The 25,957-nt window shown below is 65.4% G+C and carries 23 protein-coding genes; 3 read left to right on the forward strand and 20 right to left on the reverse strand.

Going from position 1 to position 25,957, the window contains the following annotated elements:
- Positions 1-28 precede the first annotated feature (28 nt).
- The 19 genes from L0U84_RS19110 to flhD all read right to left on the reverse strand — a co-directional run bounded on the left by L0U84_RS19110 (position 29) and on the right by flhD (position 21,541).
- Positions 29-898 carry a MinD/ParA family ATP-binding protein gene (locus L0U84_RS19110; RefSeq protein WP_233851725.1) on the reverse strand — a complete coding sequence of 290 codons (870 nt, stop codon included), beginning with the start codon at positions 896-898 and terminating at the stop codon, positions 29-31.
- A complete protein-coding gene (gene flhF, locus L0U84_RS19115; protein WP_233851727.1) occupies positions 891-2,999 on the reverse strand; it encodes a flagellar biosynthesis protein FlhF in 2,109 nt (702 codons plus the stop codon). Before flhF ends, L0U84_RS19110 begins: the two co-directional genes overlap by 8 nt.
- A 282-nt stretch (positions 3,000-3,281) precedes the next feature.
- Positions 3,282-5,384 (reverse strand): flagellar biosynthesis protein FlhA, encoded by a 2,103-nt coding sequence (gene flhA / locus L0U84_RS19120; protein ID WP_233851728.1) that lies wholly within the window; start codon positions 5,382-5,384, stop codon positions 3,282-3,284.
- The gene (flhB, locus tag L0U84_RS19125) at positions 5,381-6,616 is read right to left on the reverse strand and encodes a flagellar biosynthesis protein FlhB (RefSeq protein ID WP_233851729.1); all 1,236 of its coding nucleotides are present in this window, start codon (positions 6,614-6,616) and stop codon (positions 5,381-5,383) included. Before flhB ends, flhA begins: the two co-directional genes overlap by 4 nt.
- 177 nt (positions 6,617-6,793) lie before the next feature.
- Entirely contained in the window at positions 6,794-8,104 is a 1,311-nt protein-coding gene (locus L0U84_RS19130) for a DUF3443 domain-containing protein (RefSeq protein WP_233851730.1), read from the reverse strand.
- 14 nt (positions 8,105-8,118) lie between these two features.
- Positions 8,119-8,664, reverse strand: a complete 546-nt coding sequence (locus L0U84_RS19135; protein ID WP_233851731.1) for a DUF2844 domain-containing protein — start codon at positions 8,662-8,664, stop codon at positions 8,119-8,121.
- A gap of 337 nt (positions 8,665-9,001) precedes the next feature.
- Positions 9,002-9,712, reverse strand: a complete 711-nt coding sequence (gene cheZ, locus L0U84_RS19140; protein WP_233851732.1) for a protein phosphatase CheZ — start codon at positions 9,710-9,712, stop codon at positions 9,002-9,004.
- A 1-nt stretch (position 9,713) separates the two neighbouring features.
- Positions 9,714-10,109 (reverse strand): chemotaxis response regulator CheY, encoded by a 396-nt coding sequence (cheY, locus tag L0U84_RS19145; protein ID WP_129959964.1) that lies wholly within the window; start codon positions 10,107-10,109, stop codon positions 9,714-9,716.
- Positions 10,110-10,170: 61 nt separating this feature from the next.
- The gene (locus L0U84_RS19150) at positions 10,171-11,259 is read right to left on the reverse strand and encodes a protein-glutamate methylesterase/protein-glutamine glutaminase (RefSeq protein ID WP_233851733.1); all 1,089 of its coding nucleotides are present in this window, start codon (positions 11,257-11,259) and stop codon (positions 10,171-10,173) included.
- A gap of 5 nt (positions 11,260-11,264) precedes the next feature.
- The gene (gene cheD, locus L0U84_RS19155; RefSeq protein WP_233851734.1) at positions 11,265-11,984 is read right to left on the reverse strand and encodes a chemoreceptor glutamine deamidase CheD; all 720 of its coding nucleotides are present in this window, start codon (positions 11,982-11,984) and stop codon (positions 11,265-11,267) included.
- The gene (locus tag L0U84_RS19160) at positions 11,981-12,943 is read right to left on the reverse strand and encodes a CheR family methyltransferase (protein ID WP_233851735.1); all 963 of its coding nucleotides are present in this window, start codon (positions 12,941-12,943) and stop codon (positions 11,981-11,983) included. The genes cheD and L0U84_RS19160 overlap by 4 nt, the downstream gene beginning before the upstream one ends.
- A 204-nt stretch (positions 12,944-13,147) precedes the next feature.
- Positions 13,148-15,004 carry a methyl-accepting chemotaxis protein gene (locus tag L0U84_RS19165; RefSeq protein ID WP_233851737.1) on the reverse strand — a complete coding sequence of 619 codons (1,857 nt, stop codon included), beginning with the start codon at positions 15,002-15,004 and terminating at the stop codon, positions 13,148-13,150.
- Between the two features lie 39 nt (positions 15,005-15,043).
- Entirely contained in the window at positions 15,044-15,571 is a 528-nt protein-coding gene (locus tag L0U84_RS19170) for a chemotaxis protein CheW (RefSeq protein ID WP_233851738.1), read from the reverse strand.
- A gap of 78 nt (positions 15,572-15,649) precedes the next feature.
- Entirely contained in the window at positions 15,650-17,986 is a 2,337-nt protein-coding gene (cheA, locus tag L0U84_RS19175; protein WP_233851740.1) for a chemotaxis protein CheA, read from the reverse strand.
- A gap of 96 nt (positions 17,987-18,082) precedes the next feature.
- A complete protein-coding gene (locus L0U84_RS19180; protein ID WP_129959978.1) occupies positions 18,083-18,460 on the reverse strand; it encodes a response regulator in 378 nt (125 codons plus the stop codon).
- 83 nt (positions 18,461-18,543) lie between these two features.
- Entirely contained in the window at positions 18,544-19,554 is a 1,011-nt protein-coding gene (motB, locus tag L0U84_RS19185) for a flagellar motor protein MotB (RefSeq protein ID WP_233851741.1), read from the reverse strand.
- Between the two features lie 19 nt (positions 19,555-19,573).
- Entirely contained in the window at positions 19,574-20,434 is an 861-nt protein-coding gene (gene motA, locus L0U84_RS19190) for a flagellar motor stator protein MotA (RefSeq protein ID WP_233851743.1), read from the reverse strand.
- A 136-nt stretch (positions 20,435-20,570) separates the two neighbouring features.
- Positions 20,571-21,221 carry a flagellar transcriptional regulator FlhC gene (flhC, locus tag L0U84_RS19195; RefSeq protein WP_233851744.1) on the reverse strand — a complete coding sequence of 217 codons (651 nt, stop codon included), beginning with the start codon at positions 21,219-21,221 and terminating at the stop codon, positions 20,571-20,573.
- Entirely contained in the window at positions 21,221-21,541 is a 321-nt protein-coding gene (gene flhD / locus L0U84_RS19200) for a flagellar transcriptional regulator FlhD (protein ID WP_267939713.1), read from the reverse strand. Before flhD ends, flhC begins: the two co-directional genes overlap by 1 nt.
- 801 nt (positions 21,542-22,342) lie before the next feature.
- Between flhD and L0U84_RS19205 the strand changes: the two genes are divergently transcribed.
- Entirely contained in the window at positions 22,343-23,407 is a 1,065-nt protein-coding gene (locus L0U84_RS19205; protein WP_233851746.1) for a glycosyltransferase family 4 protein, read from the forward strand.
- Between the two features lie 316 nt (positions 23,408-23,723).
- Here the strand turns inward: L0U84_RS19205 and L0U84_RS19210 are convergent, their stop codons facing one another.
- On the reverse strand, positions 23,724-24,026 hold the full coding sequence (locus L0U84_RS19210) for an H-NS histone family protein (protein ID WP_013090908.1): 303 nt from the start codon (positions 24,024-24,026) through the stop codon (positions 23,724-23,726).
- A 286-nt stretch (positions 24,027-24,312) separates the two neighbouring features.
- Between L0U84_RS19210 and aqpZ the strand changes: the two genes are divergently transcribed.
- Positions 24,313-25,053 (forward strand): aquaporin Z, encoded by a 741-nt coding sequence (gene aqpZ / locus L0U84_RS19215; protein WP_233851748.1) that lies wholly within the window; start codon positions 24,313-24,315, stop codon positions 25,051-25,053.
- A gap of 173 nt (positions 25,054-25,226) precedes the next feature.
- Positions 25,227-25,943 carry a histidine phosphatase family protein gene (locus L0U84_RS19220; RefSeq protein ID WP_233851749.1) on the forward strand — a complete coding sequence of 239 codons (717 nt, stop codon included), beginning with the start codon at positions 25,227-25,229 and terminating at the stop codon, positions 25,941-25,943.
- Positions 25,944-25,957: the final 14 nt, after the last annotated feature.

A 25,957-nucleotide genomic window follows, 5' to 3' on the forward strand; every position in this document is an offset into this window, starting at 1 on the left:
GCTCCCCTTGTCCTTTCGTGCGCGCCTTTTAGGCGTGCTGCGCGGACGGTTGGTCGGCGTGGTGCGCCGCTGTAACTGTCGCAGGCGCCCGCCAGGGCGTTTGCGACGACATCGCTGGCCGCATCGGCCAGTACTGCAATTCCGCCGCGAGATGGCGGAAGTCGCGCGCGGCCGGCGTCGACGGAAACGCGTCGACCACGCAGCGCGACAGCTCGAGCGCCCGCGCGATGCGCACGTCGGCCGCAATGCAGCCGGCGTTTTCCAACGCGACGGTCAGGTAACGGCCGGCCACGCCGGCGAGCTTCGTGAACGCGGCCTGCGCGTCCTTGGCGCTTTGCACGTGATTGGCGAGCACGCGCAACTGCGCGATCGCGTGGGCGTAATGCAAACGCTTGATGCACGCATAGGCGTCGGTGATCGCCTCGCCCGACACGCGCGCGACGATCATCACGTCGTGCGCCTGCTTGGCGAGCGGCGACAGATGCCCTTCGTCGTCGAGCTGCGCGTCGATCAGCACGATGTCGGCCGAGCCGCCGAGCAGCACGCTCAACTCGGCCTCCGTATGACCCTCGCGGTTGTTGCGCGAGGCAGTCAGCACCGAAAAACCGAGCGCGTGACGCGCGGCCGCAAAGTCGACCGGGGTCTCGCCGCGCATCACCGCCGCGAAATTGCCCGCGCCGCGCAAGCCGCCAAGCATCGAGCTCACCGATCTCTCACCGACGCATTCGTCGATCACGAGCACGTCCTTGCCTTGCTGCGCGAGCGCCACGGCGAGGTTGACTGCCGCGGTCGTATTACCTACACCCGACGACGCACCCGCCAACGCGATCACGCGGGCACCGTCGCGCGCAAGCAGCCGCCGCAGCCCTTCGGCTTGATCTGAAACGAACTTATCCAAAGCGAACCTCGTGCAGCTCGGCGGTCGAACGTGCGGACAGCGAGGACAACAAAGCGGGAATGTCGTCGTCGTGCGGGACGAACGGCGAGTTGTCGCGTGGGATGCAGAAGGTGCTCTTGATCAGGAATTTCTTCGTTGCGACGTACAGGTTCTCCGGCACCTTCTGTCCGGTCGATACGTAATGCACCGGCAGCTTGTAGCGGATCACCGTGTCGAGCACGCCGCCGAGGTTGGTCGCTTCGTCGAGCTTGGTCAGGATGCAGCCGGCGAGCGGGTGCTGGTCCGTCGCGCGCTGATAGGCCTGCACGACTTCATTCAAGGTGTCGCCGTGGCTGGTCGCGTTGAGCAGCAACAGACGCTGCACCGGCTGGCCGGCGCGGCTTAGCATCGCGATCTGGTCGGACACGAGGCGGTCGCGCTGGCTCATGCCGATCGTGTCGATCAGCACGATGTGCTTGTTGCGCAGCTCGGAGAGCGCGAGTTGCAGATCGGCGCTGTCCTTCACCGCATGCACCGAGACGCCGAGGATCTTGCCGAAGATGCGCAGCTGTTCGTGACCGCCGATGCGGTAGCTGTCGGTCGTCAGCAGCGCCACCTTGCTCGCGCCGAAGCGCATCACGCAGCGCGCGGCGAGCTTCGCGGTGGTCGTCGTCTTGCCGACGCCGGTCGGCCCCATCAGCGCGAACACGCCGCCGCGCTCCATCAGCGCGTCTTCGTCCTCCATCACCGGCAGGTTCGATTCGAGCACCGTGCGCACCCACTCCATGCCGCCGTCCATCGTGTCGACGTCATCGGGCATGTTGTCGACCATCATCTGCACGAGCTGCGCGGAAAAGCCCGCGGCGAACAGATGCTTGGTGAGCGCGGCGCGGGCGGGATTGCGGCGCTGTCGCTCGCCCCACAGCAGACCCGCGAAGTGCTCTTCCATCATGTCGCGCATCGACGACAGCTCGTTCATCACGGTGTCCTTCACGACCTGCTCCATGCGCCCCTTGATCGCTTCGGCGACGGCGGCCGGCGTGCGGCTTTCGTCGGCGGCGGACGGCACCGGCGCGATCTTCTGCGCGGCGCGGCGCGCGGCGACTTCGGCGGCTTCGCGCGCCCAGTCGGGCGTATCGATCACCGGCGGCGCGGCGGCCTGCCGCGCGTCGACTGCGCTGCCGAGGCCTTTGGCGGTCGCCGCGGCAGGCGTCATCGCGGCGGGACGCGCGCTGTATTGGCCGCTTTGTTGCTGCTGCTCGGCCGCGATGCGGCGAGCGTGATCGAGGAGCCACGGATTCGACTCGGCCATCGTGCGCGGTGCGGCTTCGCTCGATGCGACAGTCGACGATGCCGGCACGCCGGCAGCTTTCAGCAGATCCGCGCGGATGTCTTTCGACAGGCGCGCGGCCGCGGCGCGGGCGCTTGCACCGGAAGGTGTGGCGGGAGCGGCGGCCGTGGCGTTCGCCGCGCCAGCCGCGGAGGTGACCGTTGTGCCCATCGCGCCTATCGCGCCCGTTGCGCCTGGCATCGCCGGGCTGACCGGCGAACTGCCGGGCAACGCGGTTGCTGATGCGGACGCGGCGCTGCGCGCGGAATGCGTCGTGGGATAGGCAGCCGAACTTGCAGCCGAACTCGCGGCCAGGCTTGCTGCCGAGTTCGTGGCGACCGACGCTGCTTCATTCGCGGACAACATGTTGACCGCCTGGCTGACCGCCGACCTGAGCGCCGCCTTGCTCGCCGGGCCGGCCACGACATCCGCAGCCGGATGCCCCGGCTCGATCACCGGCATCGCTTCGGCACCCGCTTCCGGGCTCGCCCCGAACACCGACGAAAACACGTCCGGCATCGCGCTCGCGTACGGATTCGTCGGCGCCGCGGACAAGCCGCGCGGCGCGAGCATCGATGCCGCACCTGAGCCCGTGCCGAGCGCCGCGGCCTGCGCGCCTTCGCGCGCTTTCGGCGTGATCGCGGCGAGATCGCTATCGGCGAGCGCGACGATTTCGACGCTGCCGTCGTCCATCGTCCGATTCGACAGCACGACCGCATCGGGGCCCAGTGCTTCGCGAACGAGACGCAACGCATCGCGACTGGTAGCACCGACAAATTTACGAATGTTCAAGCTGGACCCCCGATGAGGTATACGGACTGACGGACCGGCGATACACCGCTTCCCATTGCGATCAATTATTGCGAAAGGCGTCGGGAGACGATCGATGGATAAAGACCGTTAAAGGTGGGCAATTCGCGCGATGGACGCACGGCAGACACATCGCGTGACGAGGCCCGCAATGGCGCTTTTACCGACCCGACGGGGTGCGCAATCAGAAGCGGAAACAAAAACCGGCGCCCCACTGGAGCGCCGGTTTGCGTGGTATCCACCGCCACGAGCGAGCGGCCTTCGTCAGCCGTGCGCGCCGATCAGATTCACCACCTTGACGTTGCGCGTATCGGGCACTTCCGCATACGACAGCACCTTCAGCTGCGGCAGACTGCGGCGCAGGAAGCGCGCGAGCATCGGCCGCAACGCGTGCTGCACCAGCAGCACCGGCGCGAGACCGAGGTTCTGCTGACGCGTCATCGCTTTCTGCGTTTCGGTGAGCAGCGTGTTCGCGAGACCCGGTTCGAGGCCCGGGTTCGCCCCGGTCGATAGCGCCTGCGACAGCACCCGTTCGAGGTTCGCGTCGAGGCCCATCACCTGCATGTCGGCAGTGCCGGGGAACCACTGCTGGGTGATCGCGCGGCCCAACGCGAGCCGCACCGCGGCGGTGAGGTCGTGCGGGTCGGTGATCTTGCTCGCGTGCTCGGCGAGCGCTTCGAGGATCGTGCGCAGATCGCGGATCGGCACACCTTCTTCGAGCAGGTTCTGCAGCACCTTTTGCAGCGTGGTGAGCGGCAGCATCTTCGGCACCAGATCGTCGACGAGCGACGCCGTGTCCTTCTGCATCCGCTCGATCAGCGCCTGCACCTCGCGGCGGCCGAGCAGCTCCGACGCGTGCGTGACGACGAGGTGATTCAGGTGCGTCGCGACCACCGTGCTCGAATCGACGACCGTGTAGCCGTACACCTGCGCCTGTTCGCGCAGGTTCGTATCGATCCAGATCGCGGGCAGGCCGAACGCCGGATCCTGGGTCGGCGTGCCCGGCAGCGCGGCCGATACCTGCCCGGGGTTGATCGCGAGCCACTGGCCCGGATACGCTTCGCCCGAGCCGACTTCCACGCCCTTCAGCGCAATGCGATAGCCGTTCGGCCGCAATTCGAGGTTGTCGCGGATATGAATGACCGGCGGCAGGAAGCCGATTTCCTGCGCGAACTTCTTGCGGATGCTCTTGATCCGCTTCAGCAGCTCGCCGTCCGAGTTCTTGTCGACGAGCGGAATCAGCCGGTAGCCGACTTCGAGACCGAGCGTGTCGATCATCGTCACGTCGTCCCAACTCGCCTCAGCGTTTTCGACCGGCGCCAGCGCGGCCGGCGCGACATCGACGAGAGCCGGCGCGTTCTTGCGCTCCTCGGCGCGCTTCTTCATCATGCGGCCGAGCTGGATCAGGCCGCCACCGAGAATCAGGAACGCGAAGTGCGGCATGCCCGGAATCAGGCCCATCAGCACGAGAATGCAGCCCGTGATCATCAGCACGCGCGGGTTCGTGAACAGTTGGCCGGTCAGCTGCGTGCCGATGTCCTCGTTGGTCGCGACGCGCGACACGATCACGCCGGCCGCCGTCGAAATCACCAGCGACGGAATCTGCGCGACGAGGCCGTCCCCGATCGTCAGCAGCGTGTAGTTCTTGCCCGCCGCGGCAAAGCTCATGTCGTGCTGGACCATCCCGACGATCAGCCCGCCGATGATGTTGATCACCATGATCAGCAGACCGGCGATCGCATCGCCGCGCACGAACTTGCTCGCGCCGTCCATCGAGCCGTAGAACTCGGCTTCCTGCGAGACTTCCGCGCGCCGCTTGCGGGCCTGCTCTTCGTTGATGAGACCCGCGTTCAGATCGGCGTCGATCGCCATCTGCTTGCCGGGCATCGCGTCGAGCGTGAAGCGCGCGGACACTTCCGCGATCCGCCCCGCGCCCTTCGTGATCACCATGAAGTTGATCACCATCAGGATGATGAAGACGACGATACCGACCGCGAAATTGCCGCCCACGAGGAAGTGGCCGAACGACTCGATCACCTGGCCGGCGGCGTCGGGACCGGTATGGCCTTCGAGGAGCACGATCCGCGTGGACGCGACGTTCAGCGACAGCCGCAGCAGCGTCGAGAACAGCAGCACGCTCGGGAACGCGGCGAAGTCGAGCGGCTTCATCGTGTACATGCTGACGAGCAGCACCATCACCGACAGCGCGATGTTGAAGGTGAACAGCAGATCCAGCAGGAACGGCGGCAACGGCAGAATCATCATGCCGAGGATCATGCAGATCAGCACCGGCCCGGCGAGGGCGCGCAGGTTGGTGCTGCTCAGTGCATCCGGCCGTCGGGCGAGGAAACCGGCGCGAACGTTCATGCGGAGGCTCCCTTATCGTCGTTTCTAGTGTCGTCGCTGGCGTCGTCGCCGGCCGGGTTCAGCGTGTCGGTGGCTTCCTCGGCGGCGTCCTCGTCCGAGACGCCGCCCTTGTCGAGTTCGGGCGGCACGTCGAGATCGGTCGGCGCGAGCGGGGCGTCGCCGCCCTCGGCCTTGAAGCGGCGCAGCTGATAAACCCATGCGAGCACTTCCGCGACCGCGCCATACAGCGGCCCGGGAATCTCGCGATTCAGATCGACGTTGTGATAGAGCGCTCGCGCGAGCGGCGGCGCTTCGAGCAGCGGCACGTTGTTTTCGGTGGCGATCTCGCGAATCCGCGCGGCCACCAGGTTCACGCCCTTCGCGACCACCTTCGGCGCGCGCATCTCGCCATCGGTGTATTGCAGCGCGACCGCGAAGTGCGTCGGGTTCGTCACGACCACGTCGGCCTTCGGCACCTGGGCCATCATGCGGCGTCGCGCGATCGCGCGCTGCTGCTGGCGAATCTTGCCCTTGATGTGCGGATCGCCTTCGCTCTCGCGATGCTCGCGCTTCACTTCTTCCTTCGTCATGCGCAGCTTCTTGTGGAACGACCACAGCTGATACGGCACATCGAGCGCGGCCACCGCGAACATGCCGGCCACCGTCATGCCGCAGCACACCGCGATCAGATGCATGGAGTTGGCGAGCGCGAGATTGAGCGGCTGCGTCGCGAGCGCGAGGAATTGCTCATGGCGATTCCAGATCGCCGTGCCGCCGATGACGCCGACCACGAGCGTCTTCGCGAGCGACATGCCGAGCTGGATCGGCCCGTTGATCGAAAACATGCGGCCGAGGCCCTCGATCGGGTTCAGCCGGCTGAACTTGGGCTCGAAGCCTTTCGCCGACAGCTGCCAGCCGCCCAGCGCCATCGGCGCGAGCAGCGCGGCAAGTCCGGTGAAGCCGAGGATCGGCACCAGCGCGGAGAGTCCTTCGCGGCTCGCGGCGCCCGCGCCGATCAGCATGCGGCTGGTGTCGAACGCGCCGGCGTGATTGAACGTGAGCGACGCGCGCACCATGTTCTGCAGATGCTCGCCGATGCTGCCCGACATGCCCCACACGCCGTAAAACCCGGCTGCGAGCAGCGCGAATGTCGACAGCTCCCGGGAACGCGCGACCTGCCCCTCCTCGCGCGCCTTCTGCAGGCGCCGAGGGGTGGCGGATTCGGTCTTTTCGAGGTCGCTGTCCTCTGCCACAAAGCTCTCCAGTCGGCCGAGGCACGGCGCCTCTTTCCAGTGACAGCGATTATTCCCGCTCGACGCAAGCGCCGATCGTCGGATAAGGGCGGAGAAACGGGGGTATTTCGACGGATGACCGGAAGGCTTGCGCGTATCTCACGCGCAAGCCTTCCGGCATTGGAGCGACGTGCGGCTTCAGTAGCCGACGTAAGGGGAGGGACCGCCGCTCGCGGTCTGATCGAGGTGGTAGTACACGTAGCGGCCGTAGAAGAACGGCAGACCGAGGTCGAAGCTGGCGTCGCCGCCGATCTGGCCGGCGAGGTTGTTGAACGCGAAGTTGCTGCCGTTGGAGAACAGCGTCTGCGCATTCAGGATGCCGATGCTCGCGACCGCCGACACTTTGTTCAAGCCCACCAGCGTGACCGTGCGGGTCTGCGCCGACGACGGGCAATAGAAGCCCGCGAACTGACTGCCGCACAGCGTGAGCGAGCTGTCGCCGAAGAAATAGGCGTTCGAGCCGGAATCGAGGAATGCCTGGACGGTCGTGCCGTTGAAGGTGCTGTTGTTGAGGTCGCCGAACGCGTCGGTCGTGAACACCTGAGCCGCGGCAAGCGGGTTGTTGCCCTGCGTGCCGATGCCTAACACCAGCGTGCCGGTCGCCGATGCTTGCCCGGTGTTCGACACCGGTGCCATCTGCACGATCACGCCGTTGTTGTCGAGCGGGAAGTTCGCGACCGGATTGGCGATCTGTTGCGTGAGCGGCACCGCGGTGCGGGTGCACGACGTGCCGTTGGGGCACGCGAAGTAGTTGCTGTAGTTCGCCGCGGTCGCCGGGTTCGCGCAGGTCGCGCCGCAATCGTTCGGCGCGGTGCCGATGCCGAGAATGCCGTTCGCGCCCAGATCACCGACCGTGTTTTCGGCCGCGCCGCTGCCGCAGCCGCTCGTGGGTATGGTGCTCGCGGCCTTGTCGCCGATGATCTGCAGCGGGATGCTGCTGGTCGTCGTTTCGCCGCCGAGCGTCACGATCGCGGTACGCACCGAGCCCCACGTGAAACCGTCCGCGAACGTAGCGCACTCGGCGAGCTGCGCGCCGTTGCTGCCGATCGTGCTGACCGGCAGCGCGCCGAGCAGCGTCGAATTGAGCACCGAGCCCACCACGCGCAAGCCGAACGAGCCGGTGTCGAGCTGGATGTTGTTGATCGTCTGGCAGTTGGAGGTCGAGCCCGGCGCGCAGATCGTCACGCTGACGGTGGGGATGTTGATGACGCCGGCCGCGCCCCGCCCGACCGTGATCGGCACCGTGTTCGACGCGTTCGCGGAGATCGGCTGCTGGGTCGGGCTGGGCGGCAGCGAACCGCCGTTCAGTCCGTCCGACGTGCCGCCGCCACTGGAGTTGTTGTCGCTACTGCCGCCGCCGCCGCACGCGACGAGTGTTGCCGTCAGCAGCACGGCGAGCGCGGCCTGCATCCAGCCTTTGAGATTCGCGGTCGTGAGCATGGTTCGCATCGTCGTCCTCGCCGTTACTGGATGTCGGAACCGCTGACGCCGGCCGGCAGCGCGGACGGCAGCCACGCGACGCCGCTGAAGGCGCCCATGTGGCCGCCCGAACGCACCACGATGCCGCTATCGTCGACGGCGACCGGTCCCCGCGCGTTGCCGCGCGCGGCCCGCACGGCCTTCACGCCGGCCACGTACTGCGGGAAATAACTGCCGAGCAGATCACTGAGATCGGGCATTTGCGGACCATGCCACGCAATGCCGAATACCGCGCCGCTCGCGCCCAGGTATTCGCGCACCACGGTGCCGTTGCCGAACGTGGTCTCGCGTACCGTGTAGGAAGCGGAGGCGGAAGATGTGGAAGACGCCGCGCTCGATTCAGAACGCATGACACCTTGCGTCGAGCCGCCGGCGGGCTGCACCACGCGCGACGACACCGACGCGTCGGAGGGGGGTGTAAGCGGCGCGCTGCCCAGCGCCGCATGGGCCGACTGCGCGGCCGTCAGGGCCAGTATCGAACATGGCAACACGAGCGCCGAAATTCCGGCGCGACGAAAGCGACTCCACATGACGATGCTCCTCCCGAGCCGCGGCACACTTCGCCGATTGCGCGAACCGGCCGCTTATAGGCAGATGATACGGCACCGCCGCGGCCGCCACGTTGAAGGATCCCCTCACCGGGCGACCGCCCGGCGTTGCGTGGCCGGGTGCGGTACCGCTATGACCTCGTAGTATGCCTGCGGATTCTTTCAGCCGGCGCAAGGCGCGCCCACGCGCGCGACTTACCGACTATTACTAGCAGGAAACCGTATGGGAGACGAGTAGTCGGTGCATATTGAGCGCGGCTTTGGCGCGAATCGCGGGGAAACCGCCAGCCCGGCACGGTTGCCGGGCCGAATCGCTTGCTCAGAAACCGAGGCTCGCGAGCAGATCGTCGACCTGCGATTGGTCCTGCACCACATCGGTCTTGCCTTCCGGATTGATCTGCGGACCGTTGAGCAGATGCTCGGGGCTGCCCGTCGGCGACACCTCGGCCGCCAGCGCCGCCGCGTTGGCCGCGAACTTCTCGCGGCGCTCGAGCGCGATGTTCTCGACCAGCACGCCGAGCAGTTGCTGCTCGATCAGATAGACGACGTCGGTGATCTTCTTGATCACCTGGCCAGTCAGATCCTGGAAGTCCTGCGCGAGCATGATCTCCATCAGCTGCGAGTTGGTCGCGCCGGTTGCCTCGGGCACGCCGCGCAGAAAGGTGCGCGTGTCGTTCATCAGCGCACGCACTTCCTCGCGCTCGATCGGCGCCGAGTACCACTGCTCCCAGCGCGCGTCGAGCGTGCCCGCGTCCTTCTGCAACTGCTCCTGGATCGGCTTCGCGATGTCGATCGCCGACAGCACGCGCTCGGCGGCCTGCTCGGTCATGTTGGCGATGTACTTCAGACGATCGCGCGCATCGGGCACGGCTTCGGCCGCGCGCTCGACGTGCTTGTCGAGTCCGAGCTCGCGCATCGAATCGCGCAGCGTGCGCGTCAGTTGTCCGATGCGGGCGAGGATGCGGTCCGACGCGAAGTCGCCGCTGTCGTTGCCCGCTTCGGCGCCAGGCGTTTGGGTCGGCGGCGTCACGTCAGCTCCCGGCTTTCGCCATCTTCTCGAGGATCTTGTTGAGCTTCTCGTCGAGCGTCGCGGCCGTGAACGGCTTGACGACGTAACCGCTCGCGCCGGCCTGCGCCGCGGCGATGATGTTTTCTTTCTTCGACTCCGCCGTCACCATCAGCACCGGCAGGTGCGTGAGGTTCGCGTCGGCGCGGATTTCCTTGAGCATCGCGAGACCGTCGAGGTTCGGCATGTTCCAGTCCGAGATCACGAACTCGTAGCTGCCGCTGCGCAGACGCGCGAGACCGGCCGCGCCGTCTTCCGCCTCGTCGACGTTCGAGTAGCCCAGCTCTTTGAGCAGGTTGCGGACGATCCGGCGCATCGTCGGAAAATCGTCAACCACCAGAATCTTCATTCCCTTATCCATTTCTATCCCTTTGCTTGATCCATGTTGCGGCGTTCGACCGCGTCATTCCATCCGGCACGCATCATACCCGCTGAACGCGGTCGCCCATCGACGACAAACGCGCCATCACGCGCCGGCTCATGTCCGGCAGCGCGGCGATTTCGTCGGCCGCGCCGAGCGCGATCGCCTCGCGCGGCATGCCGAACACGATGCAACTCGCTTCGTCCTGCGCCAGCGTGTACGCACCAGCCTTTTTCATCTCCAGCAGACCGGCCGCGCCGTCGCGCCCCATGCCGGTCAGAATCACGCCGACCGCGTTCTTGCCCGCATGCTGCGCGGCCGAGCGGAACAGCACATCGACCGACGGACGATGCCGGTTCACCGGCGGGTCGTCGGACAGATGCGCAATATAGTTCGCGCCACTCCTCGCGAGCAACAGATGCGCGTGGCCCGGTGCGATGTACGCGTGCCCCGGCAACACTCGTTCGCCGTGCTCCGCTTCTTTAACGGTAATCCGGCACAAACCATTGAGGCGTTGCGCGAAAGATTTCGTAAAGCCCGGCGGCATGTGCTGCGCGATCAGCACCGCCGGCGCATCGGGCGGCAGCGGCACCAGTACTTCGCGGATCGCTTCGGTGCCGCCGGTCGATGCGCCGACGATGACCAGCTTCTCGGTACTGAGCAGCGGGTTGTTGAAGAGCGGCGCCGAGCCGACCGGCGCATGCGTGGCCTGGGTGGCCGCATGCTGCGCGGGCGCCGCCTGGCGCACGCGCGCGCGGGCCCCCGCGCGAATCTTGTCGGCGAGCTTTTCCGCGTAGTCGAGCATGCCGTCGCGAATGCCGACCTTCGGCTTGGTGACGAAATCCACCGCGCCGAGTTCGAGCGCGCGCAGCGTGATTTCGTTGCCGCGCTCGGTCAGCGACGACACCATCACGACCGGCATCGGCCGCAGGCGCATCAGCTTCTCGAGAAAGTCGAGGCCGTCCATGCGCGGCATTTCGACGTCGAGCGTCAGCACGTCGGGGTTGTGCTGCTTGATGAGCTCGCGCGCGACGAGCGGATCGGGGGCAGTCGCCACCACCGTCATGTCCGGCTGGCCATTGATGATCTCGGTCATCAGGCTGCGGATCAGCGCCGAATCGTCGACGCACAATACCTTGATCTTTTGCACAGCGCTCACGCCTCCTCTGTGGTTCTGGCGTTGTTTGGATTAGTCGGGCGCGGGCTCGCGCCGAACAGTTCGATTCTCGGCCGCGTGGCGGCGGCGGCCGGCTTCGCGAACAGCTCGACCCGCTTGCGCGCGGCGGCGAGCCGCTCGGCGCGCGCTTCGGCGCTTTGCCGCACGAGCGCCTGTTCGCGCTCGGCGACGCCCGCTTCCTGCTGCAAGCGCAATTTCTTCACCATCACCTGACCGGTGCGCGGCATGAACGCGACCTTGCGCGGATGCGAGCCTTGCAGGTCCTCGGCGACGATGCGGATCTTTTCGGTGGCCAGATAGCGGCGCACGAACTCCGAGTTGCGATCGCCGATGTTCATCGTCGTCATGCCCGCGAGCACCGCGCCGCCGCCGAATACCTTGGCCTCGAAGCGCTCGCGCCGCCCGCCGGCCTTGATCAGTTCGTTGATCAGCACTTCCATCGCGTACGCGCCGTAGCGCATCGTGTCCGACGCGGCCTGCGCGACGTCGGCGCCGTCGTCGGGCAGCATGAAGTGATTCATGCCGCCGATGCCCGCGGTGCGGTCCTGGATGCAGGCCGCGACGCACGAGCCGAGCACGGTCACGAGCACCATGTCTTCGCTCGTCGTGTAGAACTCGTTGGGCAACAACTTCACGCCAGGGCGCTGGAAGTGGTTGTCGTAGTACAGATTCGAAGCGATCGGCAGCGTGCTGCTCATGCGGCCACCCCGCTCGCCTGATGCGCGTCATGCGCGGTGGAGCGCGACGGCGCGCGCGAACCGCCGGCGTCGCGCGTCAGTTCGTAGACCGTCTGGCCGCGCAGCCGGAACGCCTGCGTCACGTACGTGAAGTTTTCCGAATGGCCGGCGAACAGCAGACCGCCCGGCTTCATCAGCGGCTCGAAGCGCGTGAGCACCTGCGCCTGGGTCGGCTTGTCGAAGTAGATCATCACGTTGCGGCAGAAGATCGCGTCGAACTGCGTGCGCAACTGGTAGTCGCGATCGGTCAGGTTCAGTTGCTCGAAGCGCACGAGCGCGCGCACTTCGGGACGCACCTTGACCATCCCCGCATGGGCGCCCGTGCCCTTCAGGAAGAAGCGCTTCAACCGCTCGGGCGACAGGTGCTTGACCTGGTCGAACTGGTAGACGCCGGCCTCGGCTTTGGCGAGCACCTGGGTGTCGATGTCGGTGGCGAGCACCGACGCCTGGCGCGCGCCGCTGTCGCCGAGCGCTTCGATCAGCGTCATCGCGATCGAGTACGGCTCCTCGCCCGTCGATGCCGCCGAGCACCACACGGACACCGGTTGCGTGCGGCGCGGCACGAACTCGGCGAGGATCGGAAAGTGATGGGCTTCGCGGAAAAACGCGGTGAGGTTGGTGGTCAGCGCATTGGTGAACGCCTCCCACTCGGCCGGATCGTTTTCGGCTTCGAGCAGATCGAGATACTGGCGGAACGTCTCGATGCCGCGTGCCCGCAAGCGGCGCGCGAGGCGGCTATACGCCATGTCGCGCTTGTGATCCGACAGCGAGATGCCCGCCGCGCGGTGAATCAGATCGCGGATGCGGGCGAAATCCGCCGCCGTGAATTCGAAATCGCGTCCCGTCTCGACGGACCTGGCCGGCTCTGTGCGGTCAGGCGCCGCCCGTGCGGGGCGTTGTGGTGCGCGCGTTGCCATCATGAAAATTCCTGTCTGCGATATGAGCCATCACGCTCGCCGCCCAGCGGGATTGCCTGGGAGGTAGGAATTGTCTTCGCGGGGTCGCGCCCTCCCGCGAGTACCATCGACACACGGCCGGCTCGCGACACGCGTGCTGCGCGTGCTTCGATGCTTCGCCCATCCGCGGGCGCGATGCCGGTTGACCACATGTCACTCTGCCGTTGCCTAAAACGTTTCCCAGTCCGCGTCCGAACTGGCCTTCGCCGTGCTCGCCGCAGTGGCGCGCGTGGGCGTGTCGGTCGCGACGCGAGCCGCGGCTGCGGCCGGCCTGGGTTTCAGTGCCGGTTCGACGCGGGCGGCTGCGTCGTGCTGGGCCGGGGCCGTCGCGGCCGCAGCGGCTGCCTTCGTCTCGTTGCTCGCGCCGACCGGATTCACCGGCGTCGCCGCTCTCGCCGCTTGCGGTGCGGCCTTGGCGAACTGCGCGGAGGTCTGCGCACGCACCGCCGGCACGCTCTGACGCGCCGCCGTGCCGCTCACCTTCCAGCCGCTCAGCACCGCCTGCAACTGCCGCGTCTGATCTTCGAGCGACCCCGCCGCGGCCGCCGCCTGCTCGACCAGCGCGGCGTTCTGCTGCGTGACCGAATCCATCTGCACGACCGCGCGATTCACCTGCTCGATGCCGCCCGACTGCTCTTCCGACGCCGCGCTGATCTCGCCCATGATGTCGGTCACGCGCCGCACCGCCTGGACGATTTCGTCCATCGTCGTGCCCGCGCGGCCGACCAGCTCGGAGCCGCTCTTCACCTTGTCGGCCGAATCGCCGATCAGCTCCTTGATCTCCTTCGCGGCGCTCGCGCTGCGCTGCGCGAGGCTGCGCACCTCGCCCGCGACGACCGCGAAACCGCGGCCCTGTTCGCCGGCGCGCGCGGCTTCGACCGCCGCGTTCAGCGCAAGGATGTTGGTCTGGAACGCGATGCCCTCGATCACGCCGATGATGTCGACGACCTTGTTTGAACTGGTCGCGATTTCCTGCATCGTCGTGACGACCTGGCTCACCACGTCGCCGCCGCGCGTCGCGATATCCGACGCGTTGACGGCGAGCTGGCTCGCCTGGCGCGCGTTCTCGGTGTTCTGCCGTACGGTGCCGGTAAGCTGATCCATGCTCGACGCGGTTTCCTGCAGCGATGCGGCTTGCTGCTCGGTGCGCTGCGACAGATCGGTGTTGCCCATCGCGATTTCACGCGCGCCGGTGTCGATCGATTCGGTGCCGGTGCGGACCGCGCGCACCATCGTCTCGAGGCTTTCCTGCATCCGCTTGATGCCCGCGAACAGGCGGCCGATTTCGTTGTTGCTATCACCATCGACGGGAGTGGACAGGTCGCCCGAGGCGATCCGCTCGAAGCATGCGGTCGCATCGTTCAGCGGCTGCACGATCAGCCCGCGCAGCGCGAAGCGGATGCCGACCACCACCAGCAGCGCGATCACCGTGATCACGCTGATCAGCGTGATCATCAACGATGCGTTCGACTGCGCGCTCGCCTCCTGATCGGCCACGCTCTGCTGCAGCGCCTGGATCACCGCGGCGGCCGCCGCGTCGTAGGCGATGAACATCGGGCTGATCTTCGTGTCCGCGACCGCGTGATACGCATCGAGATTGTTCGCATTCAACGCGGCGAATTCGACGTCGACGCCGTCGTGCATCACCGTCGTGTGCTTCGCGAGCACATCGTCGAGCAAGCCCTGCTCGACGCCGTGTTTCGGCGCGTCGAGATACGCCTGCCAGCTCTGGTTGCTCTTGCCGAGCAGTTCCTGCGCGCGATCGAGTGCCTTCTTCGCCTCGTCCGCGTTGCCGGCGGCCGTCAGCGTGTTGAAGCGATCGATCGCGACGCGCGAGCGCAGCAGATACGCCGACGCATCGTCGAGCGCATGAATCGCGACCAGTTCGCCGCGCGCGATGCGATCGAGCGAGCCGCTCGCGCGATTCAGCGCGGTCAGCCCAAGCGCGCCGACCACCACGGTCAGCGTCACCAGAAGAATCCCCACCATCGTCAGCGACGTGCGGATCGACCACCTGCTCAGCATGTTGATGCTCCTTGTGCCGTGTTGCGTTACTGCCTGCGCTTAGACGCCGAGCGTTTCGGTGAGCGCCATCTCGGAGCTGGTCATCAGCTTCTCGATGTCCATCAGGATCAGCATGCGGCCGTCGAGCGTGCCGAGACCGGTCAGATACTCGGTCGTCAGCGTCGCGCCGAATTCCGGCGCCGGCATGATCTGGTCGACCGCGAGCGTCAGCACGTCCGACACGCCGTCCACCACCATGCCGACCACGCGATGCGCGACGTTCAGGATGATCACGACGGTCTGATGGTCGTACTCGACGCGGCCCAGATGGAACTTGATGCGCATGTCGACGATCGGCACGATGATGCCGCGCAGATTGATCACGCCCTTGATGAACTCGGGCGCGTTGGCGATGCGCGTCACGTTGTCGTAGCCGCGGATTTCCTGAACCTTCAGGATGTCGATGCCGTACTCTTCCGCGCCGAGCGTGAAGACGAGGAATTCCTGACCGCCGGCGTCCGCCTGCGCGTCGCGGCGGCCATTGGCCCCGCCCGCGACGCTCGAATTGATGGATTGGACTTCTGCCACGTTAGCCCCCAAACGGTTGGGATGAATTGAGTTGAAGTTGTGTTGCGTTGTCTGTCAGCGCGGCGCCTGCTGCATGCGTCACGCGAGGCTCATCGCCTGCGCGTGACCATGCGCATGGCGCGATTCGCGGTTCAGCGCCGCGACGTCCACGATCAGCGCGACGCTGCCGTCGCCCAGAATGGTCGCCGCGGAAATGCCGTGCACCTTGCGGTAATTCGTTTCCAGATTCTTCACCACCACCTGCTGCTGGCCGACGAGTTCGTCGATCAGCATCGCGAAGCGGCGTCCCTCGGTCTGCATGATCGTGACGATGCCCTGGGTCGGCTCCTGCTTCGCGTCCTGCACGTTGAACACCTCGTGCAGCGCGACGAGCGGCAGGTATTCGCCGCGCACGCGCACCACGCGCTCGCCGTTGGCGACCGTGTAGATGTCTTCGGCTCGCGGCTGCAGCGACTCCATCACGAAGTTCAGCGGCAGGATGAAGATCTCGTTGCCGATCTTCACCGACATGCCGTCGAGAATCGCGAGCGTGAGCGGCAACACGATGCGGGTCGTGCTGCCCTTGCCCGCGTGCGACGTGATCTCGACGTGACCGCCCATCGACTGGATGTTGCGCTTCACCACGTCCATGCCGACGCCGCGGCCGGACACGTCCGTGACCTGTTCGGCGGTCGAGAAGCCCGGCAGGAAGATCAGGTTCCAGACTTCCTCGTCGGTCATCGTTTCGCTGACCTGCATGCCTTGCTTGGCCGCCTTCGCGAGAATCTTGTCGCGGCGCAGGCCCGCGCCGTCGTCGCTGACCTCGATGACGATGTTGCCGCCGTGGTGGGCCGCCGACAGCACCAGCTGACCGGTCGAATCCTTGCCCGCCGCGCGCCGCGCCTCGACGGTTTCGATGCCGTGGTCGAGACTGTTGCGCACGAGGTGCGTCAACGGATCGATGATCCGTTCGATGAGGCTCTTGTCGAGTTCGGTCGCCTGACCGAAGGTGACGAGTTCGACCTCCTTGCCGAGTTTGGCCGCGAGATCGCGCACCAGACGCGGGAAGCGGCTGAACACGTAATCCATCGGCATCATGCGGATCGACATCACCGCTTCCTGCAGATCGCGCGCGTTGCGCTCGAGTTGCGCCATGCCGTTGAAGAGCCGGTCGTGCAGCGCCGGATCGAACGTGCTGGTGGTCTCCGCGAGCATCGCCTGCGTAATCACCAGTTCGCCGACCAGGTTGATCAGCTGATCGACCTTCTCTACGCCGACGCGAATCGAGCTGCCTTCGGCGCCGGCCGCCGCGGCGGCCGGACGGGCCGCCTTGCGGTCCTGATCGGCGGAGGGGGGCGAAGCCGCTTTGGCTGCGGCCGGAGCCGCCGCGGGTAGCGCTGGCGGCGGCTCGATGAGGTCCGCGTGACTGGCCGCGCTTGCGGGAGCAGCGGTGTGGGCCGCGGGGGCCGACGATGCTGCGTGCTCCGCGTGAACGACCGGATGCGCGTGCGCGGCCGCGGCAGCGGACGCGACATGCGCGGTTTGCGCCGGTGTCGGAACGGCAGCGTCGGGCGTTCCAGGTTCGCCCTGCTGCGCGTCGTCCGCCGGCGCGGTGCCGCGGCCGATCGTGATCTGACTTTCGTCGATCACGAAACAGCACACGGCGATGATGTCGTCGGAGGGTACGTCGCTCGAGAGCCACAGCGTCAGATCGCCACCGCTCTTGAACTGCCCGACGATATTGCCCAGGTTGCCCAGCTCTTCGGCGAGCAGTTCCTGGTCTTTCTCTCCCACGCCCCGTAGCGTAATTTTCAGATGTGGGCCGGCGCTGTCGGCCGTGCCCGCGGCCTGCCCGGTCTGTGCCGGTTCGCCGTCGATCCATTCGCCCGCCGCCTGCACCGCCTGTTCGACGACGTGCTCGGGCGGGATACCGCCTGGCTCTTGTAGTGCCGTTATTGGTGTCGTTATTTGTGTTGCCGCTGCCGGCATAGCCGCGGGCGCGCTCGCGGGCATTGCCGGGGGTTGCATCGGCGCGCCGCCCATGCGGCTTTCGGCGTGCAGCTGCTCGAGCTTCGCGCAGATCGCGCGCGCCACCGCCGCATCGGGCTCGGCGCTCGCGCGGTAGTCGGCGAGCTGGCCGGACAGCACGTCCTTGGTTTCGAGGAACGTGTCGATCATGTCCTTGCGCAGCACCAGCTCGTTGTTGCGCGCGCGATCGAGCAGCGACTCCAGAATGTGCGTGGTTTCGGTCAGCGCGGTGAAGCCGAACGTCGCCGCGCCGCCCTTGATCGAATGCGCGGCGCGAAAGATCGCCGCGAGGTCTTCGGGGTCCGGGCGGGCCACGTCGAGATTGAGCAGCAGCTGCTCCATCTGCGCGAGCAGTTCGTCCGCTTCGTCGAAGAACGTCTGATAGAACTGTGTGATGTCGAGTGTCATGCCTGGTTCACCGCGAGAGTGCCTGTCGGGCGTGAGCCGCCGTGCAGGCGCGTCGAGAGCTGTCTGTACTGTGTCTAAAGGTATTGATTGCGCGGCTCAGGCCGGGTCCGGTTCGGCCAGCGCTGCCACCAGCTCGGTCAGCATGTCCGGGTCGAGCGGCTTTTCGATCCAGCCGGTCGCGCCCGCCGCGCGCGCCGCCTCTTTGAAGGCTTCGCCCGATTCCGTCGTGAGGACGAGGATGGGCGTCACCTGATAGGCCGGATTTCCACGCAGCGCGGTGATCAGATCGAGACCGGTCTTGCCGGGCATGTGCTGGTCGGTCAACACGAGATCGAACGCCATCGCGAGCGCGTTTTCGAGCCCTTCGTTGCCGTCGGCCGCGAGCGTGACCTCATAGCCGGCGCCCGTCAGCGTCGCGGCGAGGATCTGCCGCATCGATGCCGAATCGTCGACTGCCAGGATGTGCCTGATCATGAAAACCTCGCTGCGCTTAACACTGGCCCGCCAGGCGGAGCGCGCCGCCCGGGCGCGCTCCGCGGCCCGGCGGCCGCGGTCTGTTACTGGGCCGGCGGCGCTGCCGCCGGCAACTTCGGTGCAACCGTCACCGGCTGCGCAAGTCTTTGCAGCAGCGGCTTGGAGCCGGCTGCGTCGTCCGACAGAGTCGTCGTCGTGGAGTCGTCGTGATCGAGCACCTCCTCCGACTTCCTGTTCAACACGATGATGCTGATGCGGCGGTTCTCCGGATCGAGCGGGTCCGCCTTGTTCAGGTTCTGCGCCGATGCGAGGCCGAGCACGCGCATCACCTTCGCTTCGTCCATGCCGCCCGCGACCAGCTCGCGCCGCGATGCGTTCGCGCGGTCGGCCGACAGCTCCCAGTTGCTATAGCCTTTCTCGCCGCCCGCGTACGGCACGGCGTCGGTGTGACCTTGCACGATGATGCGGTTCGGCACGTCGTTCAGCGTATGGCCGATCTCGCGCAGGATGTCGCGCATGTACGGCTCGACGACGTCGCGCGCGGTCGCGAACATCGGCCGCTTCTGCGAGTCGACGATCTCGATGCGCAAGCCCGTCAGCGTCGAGTCGATGCGGATCTGCTGCTTGAACTGGCGCAGCACCGGGTTCGCCTCGATCGCGGCCATCAGCTTGACCTGCAGGTCGTGCAGGCGCACCTGTTCCTGGCGTTCGAGCGCGCCCTGCAACTGCTTCACCGAGTCGTCGTTGTTATGCGACGCGCTGTGCTCGGCGCGGCTGCTGCTGCCGTCGGTCGAACGGGTCACGCCCTGCGCGTCGGTCGAGATGTCGCGGCCGCCGCCCTTCAGGATGCTCGAGTCTTCGGCGCTGCGATCGCCGCCCCACAGCGTGATTTTCAGCGGCTGGTTGAAGTAGTCGGCGATGCCTCTCAGCTGCACGGTCGAGGCCGAGCTGAGCAGCCACATCAGCAGGAAGAACGCCATCATCGCGGTCATGAAGTCCGCGTAGGCGAGCTTCCACGCCCCGCCGTGATGACCGTGCTTTTTCGGCGCGGAGCGCTTGACAACGATTGCGCGGTCTTTGTCCTTGCTGCTCATCGGTTCAATTCCCGTCGCCTTATTTCGCCTTGACGCGGCGCACGTGCTCTTCGAGCTCGGCGAACGACGGGCGCTCGGTCGAGAACAGCACCTTGCGGCCGAACTCGACCGCGATCGCCGGCGCGTAGCCGTTCAGGCTCGCGAGGATCGTCACCTTGATGCACTGGAACATCTTGGTCGACTCGGTCACGCGCTGCTCGGCGACGCTCGCGAGCGGTCCGATCAGCCCGTACGAAAGCAGAATGCCGAGGAAGGTGCCGACCAGCGCCTGCGCGATCATTTCACCGAGCACCGCGGGCGGCTTGTCGGCCGAGGCCATGGTGTGCACCACGCCCATCACCGCGGCGACGATACCGAACGCCGGCATCGCGTCGCCGACCTTGGTCAACGCTTGCGCGGGCGCCTCGCCTTCCTGGTGGTGCGTCTCGATCTCCTCGTCCATCAGGCTTTCGATCTCGAACGCGTTCATGTTGCCGCCGACCATCAGCCGCAGGTAGTCGGTCAGGAACTCGATGATGTGCTTGTCGGCGAGGATCTTCGGGTACTGCGTGAAGATCGGGCTCTTCGACGGATCGTCGATGTCGGCTTCGAGCGTCAGCGTGCCTTCCTTGCGCGCTTTCGCGAGCAGCACGTACAGGAGCCCCATCAGCTCCATGTAGACGTCCTTGTTGTACTTCGCGCCCTTGAACAGGGTCGGAATGACGCGCACTGTTGCCTTGATCGTCTTCATCCCGTTCCCGAGAATGAATGCGCCAACGCCAGCGCCGGCGATCATCAGCACTTCAACGGGTTGCAGCAGCGCGCCGAGATGGCCGCCTTCCAGCGCGTAACCGCCGAAAACGGACAACAGCGTCACGAGTGTTCCCACGAAAATCAGCACTGCCGAGCCCTCACAAAAAAGCGACGGTCACCGTCGTTAGTCTGGTTTACGGCACCGAGGCGGAAAACTTTGGGGAAAAAGGCGGCGCGCGGGTCCGGTGTAAACCAGAGGCTTGCGCTGCCTCAACGTGTGCTGCTCAGACTTCGGCGGTGACGAGGGTGTCGAGCGTGGGCGCGGTACAGCGGGCCTCGTGAGCCCGCGCGTCGGCCACGTGCGGCGCCTCGGCCGGGATTGCGGCGACGGCGATTTGGCGCTCGGCTCGCGTTTGCGCCGCCTTCTTCGTCTTGCCCGCGCGCGACGGCGGCTGGCACAGCCCGCAGACGAACGCATGCTGCGGATCGTGTGCGTGCGCGACGAAGTGGCCGCTGCAGCGGCGGCAGGCGCTCATCTGCAGCATGCCCGAGTCGAAGAAGCGCACCAGCGTCCACGCGCGCGTGAGACTGAGCACCGGCTCGTCGTCGTGCAACTGCACGTGCTCCAGATACAGCCGGTAGCTCTTCACGATCGATTCGATCGCGCGGCAGCCGCCGTGACCGGCCATGAAGCGGTAGATGTTGTAGAACAGCGACGAATGAAAGTTCGGCTGCCAGGTCATGAACCAGTCGGTCGAGAACGGCAGCATGCCCTTGGGCGGCGAGACCCCTTTCAATTCCTTGTACAGCTTGATGAGCCGATCGCGCGACAGGCTGGTTTCCGCCTCCAGCAGTTGCAGACGCGCGCCCAATTCGATCAGCTCGATCGCGAGAGTGATTTCCCGGACTTCGAGTACGACGCTCTTACTGGCCATCAGCCGAGTTGCTCGACCGGCTGGCTCGCCATCAGGATTGCCGAATGCGCTTGTGCGACCGCGCTGGACTTGTCCTTGTCCGCGAGGGCGGACAGCACCGCGTGATCGTCGAAGCGGAAGCGGCAGAGCATCTGGTTGGACGCCGCGAGCTTGACGGTCTGCGCCAACGACAGATTGGCGAGCACGTCGGCCAGCTGGTCCGAAATACCCATGCGGAACATGCCCATCGGCTTGTCTTCGCGCAGCAGACGCTGAGCGAGCAGCAGGTAGGACAGATTGACTTCCCTGATCTCACTGAGCATATGGCTAGTCGTGCTCATGATTTCCCCCGTACGTATGCGCGGCTGGTCAGGCCGATTTTTTTGCGGAAACGTTTGCTCGAGCGCGCGCGATAAATCCGCGCGAATCGGCTCGTCTCTGGTCTTGCAAGCATTGTCTCGAAAGGGGACACAGCCGAAAATCGGAGAGACACCCCACATGAATGACGGATTAATCCGTCATTTGTGTAGGAATAATTCCTACAACTGAGGCCGCGGCGACGCGCGAATCGGGACGAATTGGTGCGCGGGGCGGGAATGACGATGCGCGCTGGGAATTTCTACGGCTGCGGCATGTACCGAATGGTGAGTTTTCAGAACTTCACCGCCGCACCGTGAAACGGTGGAAAACAATTATAAGACGTTTTCACTCGCATGCAATCTGGCTCGCTTAGAGCTTGTTTCCCGTTTCATCCGACCCTCGGGTCCGCCGCTTGCTACGGTGCTTTTCGCCTGTCGCACGTCTGATTAAGCCGCTGGAATCATGCGTCCCGATTATGGGGACGGCTTGCCATTGAACCTCGCGCGTGTCTGTAACGGCCCATGTTTCGCGCTGTAACAACATTAAGTGTTTGAAAAATCACTCGAATTACCGCGGTCGATCCCGATAATGAACGCTAAGGGATTACCCGATACGTATTTCGGAGCACCCTGGGGCGGGGGTCAACCGCGTCCATCCGTCCGTCAGGCCTACGTACTTCGCGCAATCCAGCCGTCGTGCGAAGCCCCGGTAAGCATCAAGAATCTGCATGTGATCCGGGTCAGCGCGCAAGCGCTCACTCCGATCGACACAGGAGAAAACGCATGCGAATCGCACAAATCGCGCCGCTGTACGAAGCTGTCCCACCGAAACTCTATGGCGGCACCGAACGTGTCGTGTCGTATCTGACCGAAGCGCTCGTCGACCTCGGTCATGACGTCACGCTGTTCGCGAGCGGCGACTCAGTCACGTCCGCCAATCTCGACGCGTGCTGGCCGCGCGCACTGCGCCTCGATCCGACGATTCGCGATGCATTGGCGCCGCACGTGCTGATGATGGAAAAGGTCCGCAAGGTCGCGCACGAGTTCGACGTGCTGCACTTCCATCTCGACTACATGCCGTTCCCGCTCTTCACGACGATGGACACGCCGTTCGTGACCACGCTGCACGGCCGTCTCGACCTCCCGGAATTGCAGCCGGTGTTCGACGCGTTCTCGCATGTGCCGGTGGTGTCCATTTCGGATTCGCAGCGTTTGCCGCTGCAGCAGGCCAACTGGCTCAGCACGATCTATCACGGTCTGCCGGACCAGCTGCTGACGCCGCAGCCGCACAAGAAGCCCGAATACCTCGCGTTCCTCGGCCGCATCTGCCCGGAAAAGCGCGTCGATACAGCTATCAAGATCGCCGCGCAAAGCGGTCTGCCGCTGAAGATCGCCGCCAAGGTGGATAAGGTCGACATGGAGTACTTCAAGCGCGAGATCGAGCCCCTGCTGTCGATGGCGCACGTCGAGTTCGTCGGCGAGATCAACGAGGCGCAGAAACCCGAGTTTCTGTCGGGCGCGAAGGCGCTGCTGTTCCCGATCGACTGGTCGGAGCCGTTCGGCCTCGTGATGATCGAGTCGATGGCTTGCGGCACGCCGGTTATCGCGTTCAACCGCGGCTCGGTGCCGGAGGTGATCGACCACGGCGTGACCGGCTATATCGTCGAGGACGTGCAAGGCGCGGTGGCGGCTCTGCAGCGTCTCGATGAGCTGTCGCGCACGGAAATCCGCACCCAGTTCGAACGCCGCTTCAGTTCGAAAACGATGGCGCAGAACTATATCGACGGTTATTCGGCGATGATTGAAAGCTCGCGCCGCCCGGTATTGCGCCAGGTCGCGCTCGGCTAGGGGCGCGTTTGAAAACGGCCGAGGCTTTTACGCCCGGCCGTTTTTGGTACGCTTTGAAGCCGCGCTGTGAACCTTCGCTTATAACGCTCAATAGCGGAGGAATCCGGCATCGGAATCGTTTGCACGAGCGGGAAACGAAGCCTTTGTCGCCACCGGACGCGAAAAAGCCGCCCCAGCATGGGCGGCTTTTTTAATGCCGCAATGGTTGCGCTTCCACGGCGATTAGCGCGCGGCGAATAAGCCAGACGGCAAGAGAACCTTCAGCCCGCTTTCATCGCGTCTCGCGTCACCTCGCGCGGACCTCAGGCCGAGCCAATCAGGCCGAGCCAATCAGAAAGCGCTCGCGATTCTTGCCGACGATCCATTTGGGCGGCTTTCCACGCCCGCTCCACGTATTACCCGACTTCGGATCCTGATACTTCGCCGGCAGCGGTGTCTTCTTGGGCGGGCGACCGCGCTTGGCGGCGACCGCGAAGCCGAGATCCTGCGCGGTCAGACCGTATTCGGCGATCTTTTGGCGGATGTCGGCGACGACATTGTCGATTTCAGTGCGTCGCGCTTCTTCTGCCTGTGCCTGCAATTTGGCAATCTGCGCCTTGAGGTCTGCATATTGAGACATTCGGTTCTCCCCTTTCTAGAACTCATTCGACCGCAGACTAGCTGCAATTATAAAAATTCGCAATGGCCACTAATACCGGTTTAGCGAATTTTCCTCTGATAATTATTAAAGCGGGTGAATTGTAAAACCTGCGCTTTATCGCTCAATAGTTTATAAATCCTGTCCGGATTGACAATCCTTGACACCCGATTTGGCGCTGTCTACCTAGAATTGCGCGCTCAATGCACGTACTCGTGCTTTTCGATACGTGCTTCCGGCATACCAATTCTTTTTAGGATCACCAATCATGCAGTTGCCAAAGCGCCTCCTTGCCGAACTGTTCGGCACCTTCTGGCTCGTGCTCGGGGGCTGCGGCAGCGCGGTCCTCGCCGCCAACTTCGCCGGGCCGGTTCACGGTCTGGGCATCGGCTTCGTCGGCGTGTCGCTGGCCTTCGGCCTGACCGTGCTGACGATGGCTTTTGCGATCGGCCACATTTCGGGCTGCCATCTGAATCCGGCGGTGAGCATCGGCCTGAGCGTCGCGGGCCGATTTCCGGTGCGCGATCTGCTGCCGTATATCGTCGCGCAAGTGATTGGTGCGGTGTTCGGCGCATTCGCGCTGTCGCTGATCGCGTCGGGCAAGCCCGGCTTCGACCTGGTCGCGAGCGGCTTCGCGACGAACGGTTACGGCGAGCAATCGCCGGGGCACTACTCGCTCGCCGCCGCATTCATTTGCGAAGTCGTGATGACGGGCTTCTTCCTGTTCGTGATTCTCGGCGCGACGGACCGCCGCGCGCCGGCCGGTTTCGCGCCCATTTCGATCGGCCTGTGCCTGACACTGATCCACCTGATCTCGATTCCTGTCACCAACACGTCGGTCAATCCGGCTCGCTCGACGGGCCCGGCGCTTTTCGTCGGCGGCGCGGCGATCGGTCAGCTGTGGCTGTTCTGGGCTGCGCCGATCATCGGTGCGGTGATCGCGGGTGTCGTCTATCCGCTGATCGCCGCGGATCGCAGCAACGAGGCTCACGAGTTGGCGCTCGACTGACGGTTCGTTCGGCGCGCCGGTCGTGTGATCGTCGCGTAGTCGGCATGAATGGGCGCCTCGGCGCCCATCGTTCATTGCGACCACCAATGCGCCGGGAATGCCGCGGCGGCCCCGTCCAGGTCGGTGCCGCTGCTAGAATCGGGCGACCTCCCAGCCACGCACAGGTGCTTTCGATGAACCGTTTCCGCAGATTCCTGCATGGCGTCGCTCTGACGCTCGGCGGCTTGTGCGCGAGCACGCTGGTGTTGCCGGCCGCGAACGCGGCGGGCGGCAATATCGAAACCCTCGTATTCGTTCGACACGGCGAGAAGCCCGCGCAAGGCTACGGCCAGCTAGATTGCCAGGGGCTCAACCGGGCGCTCGCGTTGCCGGCCGTGATCGCCGCCAAATTCGGCAAACCCGATGCGATCTACGCGCCCGACCCCGGCCAGCAAAAGGACGACGGCGGTCGTCCGTACTATTACGTGCGCCCGCTCGCGACGATCGAGCCGACCGCGATTCAATTCCAGATGCCAGTGCAAACGCCCTACGGCTTTGCGCAGATCGACCAGCTCGGCAACGCGCTCGTTGCCCCGGCCAATCGCGGCAAGCTGATCGTCGTGGCGTGGGAGCACAAGCTGATCGAGAAGCTGTTGCGGCAGATGCTGGCGGCGCATGGCGGTCGCGCGGCCGACGTGCCGAAATGGCAAAGCGACGACTTCGACAGTATCTACATCGTGCAACTCGACTGGCAGAACGGCACGCCGCGCGCGAGCTTCAAACACGATCATGAGGGGCTCGACGGTCGGGCGACCGATTGCCCTTGCGCGGCGTTGCCGGGAGTGTCGGCGTCTTCGCCAGGCGCGGCGTCTTCCACCACTTCGGCCACTTCGGCGCCTGCGGCGGATTAATCGGGTAATACAGA

Origin of the sequence: Paraburkholderia sp. HD33-4, assembly GCF_021390635.1 — a bacterium.
Lineage (GTDB): Bacteria > Pseudomonadota > Gammaproteobacteria > Burkholderiales > Burkholderiaceae > Paraburkholderia.